The organism is Flavobacterium erigeronis, from assembly GCF_054075165.1.
Map to the genome: position 1 here is coordinate 49,254 of NZ_JBSKGP010000011.1, position 13,451 is coordinate 62,704.

Below are 13,451 nucleotides of genomic sequence, written 5' to 3' on the forward strand. Positions count from 1 at the left end.
AGTATTAAAAAGTAACATTACATCCTAGCGTAAATGACTTAGGAACTGGCTGAGAATAAATATTTCCATAAGTTTCTGGATCAAAATACCCTTTGAAATCGGAACTGATTACAAATAAGTTTCTAGCTTCAACATTCAGTCTGATACTTGAAATATTAATTTGATCTGTAAATGCCTTTGGGAATGTATAACCTAAACGCATACTGTTTAATCTCATATAACTCATTTCATGAACCCATGTGTCCAGATAATTCATTGTTTTAATTTGATTTCCTCCCGAATACCATTGGTAAGCCATCCACGAATCTCCTGTTCCAGAAGTCTGGCTTGTAATACCTGGCAGGTTTGAAGAGGTGTTAGTTGGTGACCACGCATTTAAAATTCTAGTCGAATAATTAAATCCTCTGTCTACTTCTGCTCCGTAATAAGGCGGTGTTTCTACCATAGTTTGGTTTAAAGTAAACGAAGCCACAACTGCTAAATCAAAATTACCTACTTTGAAAGTATTGGTAATACCTCCTGTAAATTTAGGATCTCTATCTCCTAAATAAGTAAATAAATCTCTAAATTCTGCCGCTGATAAGTTAGATTGCGAAAACTCTCCTGGGAATATGTCTGCTAAAACATCATACAATCCGAAGAAAGTCTGGCTGTTTACAGTTTCTCCTTTTTTGTTAACGAATAATGGATTTCCATTTTCATCAATTCCGTTTGTTTTAAATCCGAAAATTGCATTTACAGGACGACCTTCTCTGCTTGGCATATAATCAGTATCACGAACTTCTATACGATCAACATTACTTTTGTTTTGTGCAAGGTTAAAATTGGTAGTCCATTTAAAATTTGGACGATCGATATTTTTTGTGGCAATGGAAAGTTCAAAACCTTTATTGGTTACCTGCGCCCAGTTCATGTTTGTAAACTCAAAACCATTTTCTACCGGTAATGCTCTATTTCCTAATAAATCAGAACTTTTTCTTCCATAAATATCAGCAATAATACTAATACGGTTATGAAACAATCCAAGGTCTGCACCAAAGTTTGTACTTGTAGTTTTTTCCCAACGTAATTTTTCGTTCGGAGGACTAATTACTACAATCGTAGGTTCTGTCTGTCCCGGAAGAATAGTCGTAGTTTTGTTTTCTCCTACAACAAATGGAGAAGTGTTTTTGTCAATATTTCCCTGTAAACCGTAAGAACCGCGTAATCTAAGGTTTGAAACAACATTGCTGTCTCTTAAGAAGTTTTCTTGAGAAACCAACCATGCACCAGAAGCTGACCAAAGTGGTAAATATTTGTATTTTGGATCTACACCAAATAAATCTGAACCATCATATCTCGCACTTCCGAAAACAGTATATTTTCTGTTGTAAGTATAAGAAGCCGTTGCAAAGAAAGAAGCAAATGCGCTTTCGGTTTGTACCTTTCGGTATGTTCTGTATTCTGGGTTGTTTGCCATGTCAGCATTTGGGAAAACAATTTGCTGTGTTGTCAATGTATTTTCATCAAAACCGAATCCTTTTGTAAAAATAGAAGTTTGATAATTTCTTCTTAATTCATTACCAACCATAACTTCAACCTCATGTTTATCAGCAAAAACATTCGAGTAATTAAGTGTTGTCTTTAAATTGTATTGAAAAAAGTCGTTATTGTTATTTTCAATTACACCACCATTTGGAAGGAAGTAATTGAAACTGCCATTAGAAAAATAACGTGATGTTTCTCTATATCTTCTAGTGTAGTAACTATTTTGACCAGCAAATTTCTCAGAAGAATTATGGTCCAACTGAAGACCGAGCTGGCTACTTGCTTTTAAATGATCTGTAATTTTATACTCGGCATCTAAAATCGCTTTTATGGCTCTTGTTTTTAGATCGTAAGAAGTATTGGCTCTTTCTTCTAAAATATTAAATGGAATGTAACGATCAGAATATCCAGTGATATCTTGGTCATATTTATAACTTCCGTCAGCATTATAAGGTGTTAGGTACGGATTTACGTTTCTGGTGTAATTTGCAGGATTCGTATTTGTGCTAACATCTGTCACGTAAGAGTTTTTGATAGACTCTGAACCGAAAAGTCCAACGCCAACTTTAAATCGGTCTGATACTTCGTAGTTGTTTTTTAAAGTTAAATTGTAACGTTTGAAACCAGTTCCGATAGTAGTTCCCTGCTCATCATAAAAACCTGCAGAGAAATAGTAATCTGATTTTTCACCTCCACCAGACATACTTAAACCGTGCTGCGTATTTATTGCATTTTGATAAATTAAGTCCCCCCAGTTAAAATTATTGTTTCTTAAAGTATTGATAGCATTTTGTGTAGCCGGACTTAAAGAAGAGAATCCGCCAGTTCTGAAAGTGTTTAATTCATTAGCTCCATTCAAAATACGAGCGATCTCACCATTGGTATCTCTGTAGGTTAAATCGGAACGACTCGCCAGACCCAGTTCAAAATCAACTTTTTGAGAAGCATTCATCAAATTCAATTTGTCGAAATCTGGTTTTAGGTTGATAAAAGTATTGGTGTTAACATTAATTGTCATTTTACCACTTTTTCCTTTTTTAGTCGTAATTACAATAACTCCGTTAGCAGCACGTGCGCCATAAATAGAAGTAGCTGCAGCATCTTTTAAAATGGTAATATCTTTAATGTCATCAGGATTTAAACCTGCAATAGAATAATTTGCCAATAAATCGATATTGTCTTTATCGTAGTTTTTAGGTACATCCTGGCTTTCTAATGGCAAACCGTCCAAAACCCAAAGAGGATCTTGTGAACCGTTAAGAGAAGCAGTTCCTCTAATTCTAATTTTAGCTGGCGCTCCTGGTGCTCCAGATTCCGTAGTTACAACAACTCCCGCAACCTGTCCTAATAACATTTGATCGACACTTGCAACTCCTGCTTGTTGAATAGAAGCCATGTCTACTTTTGCAATTGCAGAGGTAAGCTTTCTTTTTTCTATTTTTTGGTAACCCGTTACTACAACTTCCTGAAGTTTTCCAACTTCAGATTTTAAACTGATTGTATATTCTTTTTGAGAAGAAGATAAATCTAAAGTATAGGATTTGTATCCCATAAATGTTATTCTTAAAGCAGTAACATTTTTAGGTACTTTTAATTGAAACTTACCATCAAAATCTGAAGTAGTTCCGATGCTTGAACTTTGAATAATTCCAGCCATAGCTGTTTTATTAGAGATAGAATTGTTTTCTACGAAAATTGATGCTCCTGGAACTGGAGATTTGTCTGTTTCGTCTAAAACAATACCCGAGATGGTTCGGGTTTCCTGCGAGTATCCTGCAATAGCCAGGAATAGCAGTAAGGCTTGTAAAATTTTTGTCATGTTTTTGGTTGTGTATTAAAAGGTTGTATTATTTAGAGCTTTTTCGATTCGTTGTATCAAATCGCGATAATGGTTTTGGGTAGATTGGTTTCCTGTGTTCTTTTTAGTTTTTAATAATTGAAGCACTTTATTTAATTCTCCTTTTTTATCTGAAGTCACTTCGGTAACTCTTTTTAAAGAAGATTGATTAATATTTTTTGCCATGTGGGCATTATCTAAATACGTGCACAAATGAGGCATATTTAAAGTCTGCTGAATATCTAATAGTTTCTTAGCATCTGTTTTTTCAAATAATTTATTGGTCGAGACAATTAAAACATCTACGTAATTCTTTTGCGTCATACGCTCCAGAATCGATAATGATTTATTGGCAATTGTTCCAGCAAAAACGCTTTGGTACATTTTTTTTAACAAATCATTTACGGTAAAAACGGGATCTTTGGATTTATTTCGCTGATACAATTCATTTTCAGTCATTCGCAGCAAACGATCATCGCTAAATAAATCATACAGAATACTATATTGTAATTCTCTCGAAAGTGTATACGGAGTATATTCGTAAGGTCCAAGAGGAGAATCTTTCAGCGGATTTGTTTTGTCTAAAATGTCATTGAAAAACAGCCATTGCGGAATCGTAAGTACATTTTTAGCTAAATAATCGGCAGCCCTTTTCTGCATCTCAGCAGAAACTGGAATATAGCTTTGTTTGTTATCTCCGTGAACCGTTTCATTCAAATAAACCCCACCAATGTTATTCATTACATGACGGTTGTACAATTGCCATTGACCGATCGTGCCGATGTACAATTTTCCTGTTTCATAATAAGAACGATCTTTATCGTAAGTCCAGTTTAAGATATTATCGACAACACGTTTAAGGTTTTTCAAACCGTATTCGCTTGCTTTTACGGCATCATTTCCTAAATCTTCTGATTGCGAACGTGGATCAACGATGTTTTCCTGCTGTTGGCCATAGAAATAAATGGGGTCATTTTGATGTTTTGTAATTAAGGCATTTAGTTTTGCTGTCTCGTTTTCGTTAGGCGAATACCATCTGTAACCCCATTCGATAGCATATTTATCATATTCTCCAATTTTTGGAGTAATAACCGTTACACTGTCTTCTGGCTGAGCGACATAATTGTAGCGTGCGTAATCCATAATAGATGGAGCAGTTCCGCCCATTTTTGCTGTAAATTCTTTAGAACGCAAAGATTCTACATCATAAGCAAAAGAAGAACCCATATTATGTTTCAGACCAAAAGTATGGCCCACTTCGTGAGAAGAAACAAAACGAATTGCCTCTCCCATATGTTCGTCACTAAATTTATTTCCTCTAGCTTTCGGATCGATTGGGCCAGTCTGAATACGCATCCAACTTTGAAGCGAAGTCATAACATTATGCCACCAGATAATATCAGATTCGATAATTTCACCGCTTCTTGGGTCAACCACAGAAGGTCCCATAGCGTTTGATTTTGGAGATGCTGCATACGTAATTACAGAATAGCGTACGTCGTCAATATCAAAATCCAAATCTTGTTCAGTAGGTTCTTTCGCTATAATGGCATTTTTAAATCCTGCCTTTTCAAAAGCTGCCTGCCAATCGTGTACGCCATCAATAATATACTTTCTCCATTGTTTTGGAGTAGAGGGATCGATGTAATAAACGATTGGTTTTTTCGGCTCTACTAATTCACCTTTTAAATAACGCTCTTCGTCTTCCTTTTTAGGTTCTAAACGCCAGCGTGTTATTAATTCTTTTTCAAGCATTGCCTGCTGAGAGTCGGCAAAATACCAGTGTTTTTCTGTAAAGAAACCAATTCTATTATCAGAAAAACGAGGTTTCATTGGAGTTTTGTCCAATAATATAATATTGCTTGTAACCCCAAGAGTTACAGATAATGCAGGACCGCCTTCGCTAACAGAAGTAGTCAGCTGCGATTTTACCACAATGTTTTTTGGAAAAGATTTTAAACCTTCAATATAAGAAAGCTCAGATTTTACCGAACCGCCAAAACCAATGTTGCTCAAAACATCATTGAAGCTTTTTTGTTTTCCGTCAAAAATCTTATTTACTTTAATTACAACAGCTGTCGAATCATTATTTTTTGTTTCAATATCAAAAACTTCAATAATAGATTCTGCAAAATTATTTTGAACCGATTGAGTAATGGCATCCTCTTTTGGTGAAGAAACTTTTGGCACATACGATTTTACCCAAACTTTCTTTGCAATGGTATCTTTATAAAAACTGATAATCTTGTTTTCATAATTCATTCCTTTGTTTAAACCTGCTTCGTTTACTTGAAAAGGAACTTGAGATAATTTGTTTACAACTAAAAACTCTCTTTGGAATAAACTGTCTTGAATTTCAAAATAAACATCGGTTTTAACCTGAATAATATTGAAAAGTCCTTTTTTAACAACGCCCTTTTTTACAAGGTCACCATATTTTTTACCTTTTTTAGAATCGGTAGAATCTTTTTTAATTTCAGTCGTGTCTTCTTTTTTGTCTTTCTTTTTCTTTTGAGATTGAACAGTAAGCGGTGATAATAATAATAGGAGTATGCAAATTGTTACCAAATTATGCAGGAATGACTTTTCCTTCATCAGATGTTAAGTTTAGGTTAATTTTCGATCCGAAACTATTTTATTTTAGTTAAGGAAAAAAACAAAAAGGAGTGAGTGGCTTTTTTTTAGGAGTGAATGGATAGTAATGGAAGAATACAAACAAAATAGCCATCTTTTTCTGATGTCTTAAAATCGTTTTTTGAATAATAGTTGTAAATACTCTTTAGGTAGTTTAACCCAAATTTAGTACTCGGTTCTGCAGCCAATTTCTTCTGAAGATTGTTGCTGATGATTACCTGGTTTTCTTGAATCAGGATTTTTGTAGTTAAGGGACTTTCCTGAGTGGCAGTATTATGCTTAATAGCATTTTCTACCGCAATCTGAAAAGATAGATAGGGGATGTGTTTGTTTAAAGCAGTTTCGTTTTCGATTTCTATAGAAAAGAATAATTCGTCTTTAAAACGAGTCTGCTGTAAAAAGATATATTTTTCGATAAATAAAAGTTCGTCCTTCAGAGGAACAACGTTCTTTTCTGGCGGATCAATTAAATAACGATAAATGCGAGATAAGTTTAACGTAAATTTCTGCGCCACTTTAATATCGCTTCCGATCAGCATATAAAGCGAGTTGAGCGAATTAAATAAAAAGTGCGGATTAATCTGTTCTTTTAATTGCTGTAACTGGATTAGCGCTTTCTCTTTGATAATTTTTTCGTTTTCAACCAAGAGTTTGTTTTTCTCTTTTATGACAATTCCTTTTTCTCGGTAGGCGCGCCTGTTGGCATAAGAGAAAAGATAGAAAATCAACAACAACATTATAGTCGTAATCGAATAGGTTAAAGTCGAATATCTTTTAATAATCGCGACATTTTCGTCTACAAAGATTTTCGGAAAATTAACGGAGATAAACCAATTAGAATTTTTAACATCCAGCTTTTGAGTATAGCGTATTACATCGAGTTTCAAAAACTCAGACATCGTGACTCTTTTTACAAAATCATCTTTTTCTCTAAAAATAGTGTCAGAAGGATTAAATGACGAAATCTTAAAAATGTTTTTTCCAATAAAAGCGGCTTCTGGATGATAAAGGCATGTTCCTTTTTTATCAAAAACAAAAGCGTAGTTGGAAGCTGTTTTGTCTGTTTTAGAAAAATAAGTATGCAGTAATCCTAAATTAATGTCGTAACCATATTTGACAACAGTATTATCATCTGAAATCAGTTTGAAGTAAATGCGCCAAACCAATTCTTTTCCCTGACGAACAACAATACTTACATGCTGCGCCTTTTTATTTTGCTGCAGAAAAGTTTTTATATCATTTTTGGTTTCATCTGAGATAGTTCTGTTTCCGTACTGAATAGGATTTTCATTAATCTGAAACCAAGTATTCTCGACCAATCTGCTGTTGTCTTGCAGCTGAGACATCAGCTGCAGATTATTATCAAGATTATTGGAGTTGCTTATTTTTAGAACATGCACTATCTTTTTTTCCTGCTCCAGAAATTTTGAAAATTCCTGAGACATGAATTCCTGTTTTTTAACTAAAGTACGCAACGATGCATCTTCATTCGCTTTTTCTGTAAGATCAGTAATAAGATTACTTAAAATATAAACAGATAAAACGGTAATCAGAATCGAAACAATAACGTATATTAAGAACGCGCGTCGAGAAGTAATATTTTTTATTCTAAATTTCAAAAAGTATCATCATGACTTAATTTGCTACGGCAAATTGCGAGTCATATAAATTTTTATAGTACCCATCAGTTTTTTGCAATAACTCCTGATGCGTTCCTTGTTCAACAATCAATCCCTTATCCATCACCACAATTTTATCTGCATTTACAATTGTTGCTAATCTGTGCGCAATAATAATCGAAGTTCTTCCTTTTGTAATCGTTTCTGTTGCGCGCTGAATCATTTCTTCAGAATACGTATCGATGGAAGAAGTCGCTTCGTCCAAAATTAAAATACTCGGATTACTTACATACGAACGTAAAAAAGCAATCAGCTGTCTTTGTCCAGAAGAAAGCATTACACCACGCTCTTTTACATCAAAATCATAATTATCGGGCAGATTCATAATAAAATCATGAACGCCAATTTTCTTCGCTGCATCAATTACTTGATCTCTTGTAATTTCAGGATTATGCAAAGTAATATTGTTATAAATCGTGTCGGCAAACAAAAATACATCTTGCAGAACGACAGCAATCTGTTTTCTTAAAGAAGCCAAAGTATAGTTTTCGATATTTTCGCCGTCAATGCAAATTGTACCGCTATTAATTTCGTAAAAACGATTCAGCAAATTAATAATCGTAGATTTTCCAGCACCAGTAGAACCAACAATGGCAACAGTTTGTCCAGCTGAAACTGACAAATCAATTCCCTTAATAACTTCTTCTTCTGGAATGTAACTGAAACGAACGTCTTTAAAATCAATTTTTCCGTTAAAAACTGGAGCCTCAATTGTTCCTGTATCCTGAATGTGATCTTGTGTATCGATAATGTCAAAAACACGATTGGCCGCAATCATTCCCAATTGCATCTCATTAAATTTATCCGCAATTTGACGAAGCGGATTAAACAACATTCCGATAAACATCGTGTATGAAAACAAATCTCCAAAAGTCGTAAAATGATCACCGTTTAATATTCGGAATCCGCCATAAACCACAACCAAACCTAAAGTAATAGACGAAATAATATCGGCAATCGGGAAGAAGATCGAGTTGTATAAAATGGTTTTAATCCAAGCGACTCTGTGTTTGTTATTGATTTCTTTAAAGTTTTCGGCTTCTATTTTTTCGCGGTTAAAAAGCTGTACGATTTTCATTCCCGTAACACGTTCCTGCACAAACGAGTTCATATTAGCAATCTGTGTTCGTACTTCTTCAAAAGCAACCTGCATTTTACGCTGAAAAATTCTAGTAATATAAACCAAAATCGGCATTGCAACGATAACAATCCATGTCAGTTTCCAGTTCATGTAAAACATAAAAATCAAAACCACAACCATTTTCATCAAATCGCTTATAATCATAAACAAACCTTGGCTGAAAATTCGCGCAATCGACTCGATATCCGAAACAGCACGCGTAACAAGTTGTCCAACTGGAACCAAATCAAAATATTTCATTCTGAAACTCAAAATATGCTTAAAAAGTTTCGTTCTAATATCTTTCACAATATCCTGCCCAAGCCAGTTTGCCCAATAAACAAAATAGAATTGCGAAAAAACCTCCATTAGCAAAACTACTCCCATCAAAATGATATACATCAGCAATCCCATTTTATCATGAGTTTTGATGTAACCATCGACCGTTTCTTTTAATAAATAAGGACGAAGTGCTGCAAAAATAGACAGCGAAATGGCAAATAGGATTACGCCATAATAACGCCATTTGTAAGGACGGGTATATTTTAATATTCGTTTGAATAATCCAGTATCGAATGCTTTTGCTTTCATTTATTTTTAGGAGCTGTTTCCTGCTTTCCGTTACAAGTTTTTTTCAAAAATATGTTTTTGTACTGTTTTGTTAAGAGCTTCCGTTGGTCGCTTTATCAAAACACAAAAACTATATTTTTTTCAAAAAAGCTTTTCACTTCAATCAGGGCTATTTATGTAATCGTACTTTATTTTGGTTAAATATAAACCATGTGCCGGAACCGAAAATCCAGCTTTTTCTCTGCTTTTGCTGGCAATGATATTTTCAAAATCTATTAAAGAAATTTTCTTTAAACCGATATTAATCAAAGTGCCAACAATAGCGCGAACCATATTCCTTAAAAAACGATTTGCTGAAATGGTAAAAATCAGTTTTCCATTTTCTTGTTTCCAGTATGCCTCAAAAATCGTGCAATCAAATGTATTGACATCGGTATGAACTTTCGAAAAACATTCGAAATCAGTATGTTTTAATAAGAGCTGAGCCGCTTCATTCATTAATTCAACATCCAATTTTTGGGTAACATACCAGCTCAATTCCTGTAAAAACGGATTTTTAACAGTATTGATATGATATTCATACGTTCGCTTTGTCGCATCAAATCGGCAATGCGCATCATCGTGAACGAGTATAATGTCAAAAATCGCAATGTCTTTTGGTAAATACGAATTCAGTTTATGAATTAAAACCGGAATATCTAAGGTTTTTTCTGTATCAAAATGCCCGTACATTTCGCTTGCATGAACACCACTGTCAGTTCTTCCAGCACCCATAATGCTGATAGTTTCATTTAGTAAAACCGAAAAAGCCTTATTTAAAGTTTCCTGAACTGAAGAAGCGTTTGGCTGTATTTGCCAGCCATGATAATGGGTTCCGTTATAAGCGAATTGAATAAAATATCTCACAATTGAGGTTCAAAGGTTCAAAGGTACAAAGGTACAAAAGTACAAAGGTTTTTTTAAAGATACTAAGATTCTGAGATGCTAAGGTTCTAAGGTTTTTCTTTTAGGTGGCAAAGGTTCAAAGTGACAAAGTAACAAAGGTTTTTTTGTGTTTTGGATTGTAGAGGCGCACCGCAGTGCGTCTCACGCTAGATTGGTTTTGCCACAAAGTCGCGAAGGCACAAAGTTTTTTATTTTTCATTGTAGAGGTACGCTGCATTGTGTCTAACGCTCAGAATGGTTTTGCCACAAAGGCGCAAAGAAAAAAAAATATTTACATTAATCGTTTCCAATCCAAATGTTAGACTTACTGCGGTGCGTCTCTATAAAAAAACTTTGCGACTTCGTGCCTTCGTGGCAAAAAAAACTTCGCGCCTTTGTGCCTTCGCGGCAAAAAAACTTAGAATCTTAGTATCTTAGCAACTTAGAACCTTTAAAAAATGACCAAAATCCTACTACTTTCCGATACTCACAGTCATATCGACGATACCATTTTAAAATATGTTGCTCAGGCAGATGAAGTCTGGCATGCGGGAGATATTGGAGATCTGACGGTTACCGATACCATTAAAAAACTAAAACCTCTCAGAGCGGTTTACGGAAATATTGATGATGCAAAAGCGAGATTAGAATTTCCGTTAAACAATCGTTTTTCATGCGAGAATGTTTCCGTTTGGATTACGCATATTGGAGGTTATCCAGGAAAATACAATCAAAATGTTAGGGAAGAATTGGCTCTGAATCCGCCTAAATTATTTATTTGCGGACATTCGCATATTTTGAAAGTCATGTTTGATAAAAAGAACAATCTATTGCACATGAATCCAGGCGCGGCGGGAAAAAGCGGTTTTCATAAGGTAAGAACCATGCTTCGCTTTGTAATTGACGATGATAAAATCAAAGATTTAGAAATTGTCGAAATAGGAGCGAAGTAATTAGTGTGGCAGCGGAATCTGGATTTTTATTTTAGTTCCCAGATTTTCTTTGGAAACGATAGCTAAAGTTCCTTTATATTTTTTAATTCGGGCTCTAATTCTGTTTAAGCCGAAACCTTCTGCATCGTTTAATTTTTGGGTTTTAAAACCAATTCCGTCATCATGAATGCGCAGGATTAACTGATTTTCTTTTTCGGTCAAAGAAAGTTTTGCCTTTTTTGCATTGCTATGTTTGGTAATGTTGCTGAACAATTCGCTGACAATAAAATAGATTTTCATTTCGAATTTTTCAATATATCTTCTACTGGTTGGAATAGCACTTGAAAACGCAAATTCGATTGCTGAATTGGAGTTCTTTTCGCATAAATCTTCTAACGCATAAATCAATCCAAAACGAACCAAAAGCGATGGAACAAGATCGTGAGACATGTCTCGTAAAAGCTCATGCGCTTCAGACAGAATGGTTTTTGCTTTCTGTATTTCGTTTGATTTTATATCTTGCTGCGCTGTAAAAGTATTTAAATGTAATCCCGCAGAAGATAATAGCGAATTGATGTTGTCATGCAGAAAAGAAGCAATTTTTTTACGCTCTATTTCTTGAGAATCAATGCTAGAATTGATAATGTTGAGAAGGATTTTTTGTTTCGTATCCTTTCTTTTTATTTTTTGTTTTAGTTTATTGTTTTGGTACAAAAAGTAAAACAAAAGAAAAATAATAACGATAAGTATTATAGATAAGCTAACGACTTTTTTATTTCGAAGCTGTTCTGTTTTGCTAATGTGATTTGGTTTGCTTACACTGTTTATCTCTGTCTGTGCCGCCCTTGCGTTTATTCTATCATTTGGCTGTGCTATGCTGGTGCTTTTAACGGTAAAAAGCAATAGCAAAGAGATAAGAAAGTTGAAACGAAACATTACAGGAATTTTTAAGGATTAATCAAATTGTTTTTGAGCGCATATTTTACCAAACCTATTGTGCTTTTAATATTCAGTTTCTTCATAATGTTTTTGCGATGTGTTTCAACAGTATGCGCGCTGATAAAGAGTTTTTCGCTAATTTCTTTTCCGCTGTATTCTAAGGCAATCAAAACAATGATTTCAAGCTCTCGCGGACTCAAAAGCGGATTCTCTATAATGGCATTAGGATTGAGTTTAGGGTTGTCTTTGAAGGTGTTGAAGATTTTTTGTCTTACGGCATCGCTAAAGTATTCTTGTCCTTGATAAACAGCTTCGACAGCTTCAATAATGTTTTCGCCAGCACAATTTTTGGTCAAATAGCCTTTTGCGCCTAATTTCATTACCTCTTTAATGATTTTGAGATCATCGTAGCTGGATAAAATAATGACATTGCAAGGCAGTTGTTTTTCGTTAAATTCCTTAAGGGTTTCAATGCCGTCTTTTTTGGGCATGCTGATGTCTAAAATCAAAACATCGGCTTTGTCATTTACAACATCGTCATAAACAGTAGTTCCGTCTAATGAAGTTCCTGCCACCTCAAAGTTTGAAACGGTTTGCAGTAGGTTTGAAAGACCATCAATGAGTACCTGATGGTCATCTGCAAGATGGATCCTTATTTTTGGTGCCATGATTATTTGAATTTGAAAATGCAAATTTATGGCGTAAACAGATTTTTATTATGCTCTTTAGGTTTGATTTATAATACAATAGGGCATAAAAAAAACCCGAATATAGATTCGGGTTTTTCTTCGCACAAAATAAACTAAGTTTATAGGTTTACCTCAAACGATCAACAGATTTTACAAGATCTTCGTCCTTTTTGATGGCCTTATTAGCTAAAACTAATAACACGATAGCAACAATCGGCATGAACATCCCAATACCTTTCTCAGAGACTTCTGCCTCTCCAGATAAATTTAGTGATCGATATACAAATAATCCTAATAAAATTAAATTTAATATTATATTCAGTCTGTTTAGCACAAACTGATTTTGTCTCTTTTTAAATGAAATTATACTGATAATACTAAGCATAGTTGTTAAACCTAATATAAAAGTATAAAGCTGATCCTGCATAAAAAAGAATGGCTTTCCTGCACTAGTTGTCCAAAGCGGAACAAAAAGCATTAAAATGCCAGTTGCAGCAAAAGCTAGAAATAAATATACAGTTTGAATTCTTTGTATCATGGCCTAAAAATGTTTTACAAAAATATATTTTCTTTTTTTAAAATACTATTGTATGATAAAAT

At 34.3% G+C, this 13,451-nt stretch carries 9 protein-coding genes; 1 reads left to right on the forward strand and 8 read right to left on the reverse strand.

Annotation, left to right across the window (positions count from 1 at the left end; genetic code table 11):
• Positions 1-4: 4 nt before the first annotated feature.
• The 5 genes from ACWA1F_RS20215 to truA all read right to left on the reverse strand — a co-directional run bounded on the left by ACWA1F_RS20215 (position 5) and on the right by truA (position 10,273).
• Positions 5-3,346 carry a SusC/RagA family TonB-linked outer membrane protein gene (locus ACWA1F_RS20215; RefSeq protein ID WP_456896376.1) on the reverse strand — a complete coding sequence of 1,114 codons (3,342 nt, stop codon included), beginning with the start codon at positions 3,344-3,346 and terminating at the stop codon, positions 5-7.
• A 15-nt stretch (positions 3,347-3,361) separates the two neighbouring features.
• Positions 3,362-5,959, reverse strand: a complete 2,598-nt coding sequence (locus ACWA1F_RS20220) for a zinc-dependent metalloprotease (protein WP_456896378.1) — start codon at positions 5,957-5,959, stop codon at positions 3,362-3,364.
• Between the two features lie 86 nt (positions 5,960-6,045).
• Positions 6,046-7,617: a histidine kinase gene (locus ACWA1F_RS20225; protein WP_456896380.1), complete on the reverse strand. Its 1,572-nt coding sequence runs from the start codon at positions 7,615-7,617 to the stop codon at positions 6,046-6,048.
• 16 nt (positions 7,618-7,633) lie between these two features.
• Positions 7,634-9,388 (reverse strand): ABC transporter ATP-binding protein, encoded by a 1,755-nt coding sequence (locus ACWA1F_RS20230; protein ID WP_456896382.1) that lies wholly within the window; start codon positions 9,386-9,388, stop codon positions 7,634-7,636.
• A 138-nt stretch (positions 9,389-9,526) separates the two neighbouring features.
• Positions 9,527-10,273, reverse strand: coding sequence for a tRNA pseudouridine(38-40) synthase TruA (gene truA, locus ACWA1F_RS20235; protein WP_456896384.1), 747 nt, complete (start codon positions 10,271-10,273; stop codon positions 9,527-9,529).
• A 476-nt stretch (positions 10,274-10,749) separates the two neighbouring features.
• Between truA and ACWA1F_RS20240 the strand changes: the two genes are divergently transcribed.
• On the forward strand, positions 10,750-11,244 hold the full coding sequence (locus tag ACWA1F_RS20240; RefSeq protein WP_111285481.1) for a metallophosphoesterase family protein: 495 nt from the start codon (positions 10,750-10,752) through the stop codon (positions 11,242-11,244).
• On the opposite strand, the gene ACWA1F_RS20245 is transcribed toward ACWA1F_RS20240, so the two are convergent.
• The 3 genes from ACWA1F_RS20245 to ACWA1F_RS20255 all read right to left on the reverse strand — a co-directional run bounded on the left by ACWA1F_RS20245 (position 11,245) and on the right by ACWA1F_RS20255 (position 13,389).
• Positions 11,245-12,159 carry a sensor histidine kinase gene (locus tag ACWA1F_RS20245; RefSeq protein WP_456896386.1) on the reverse strand — a complete coding sequence of 305 codons (915 nt, stop codon included), beginning with the start codon at positions 12,157-12,159 and terminating at the stop codon, positions 11,245-11,247.
• A gap of 11 nt (positions 12,160-12,170) precedes the next feature.
• Positions 12,171-12,830, reverse strand: a complete 660-nt coding sequence (locus tag ACWA1F_RS20250) for a response regulator (protein ID WP_456896388.1) — start codon at positions 12,828-12,830, stop codon at positions 12,171-12,173.
• Positions 12,831-12,978: 148 nt separating this feature from the next.
• Positions 12,979-13,389 (reverse strand): DUF4293 domain-containing protein, encoded by a 411-nt coding sequence (locus ACWA1F_RS20255; protein WP_456896390.1) that lies wholly within the window; start codon positions 13,387-13,389, stop codon positions 12,979-12,981.
• Positions 13,390-13,451 lie beyond the last annotated feature (62 nt).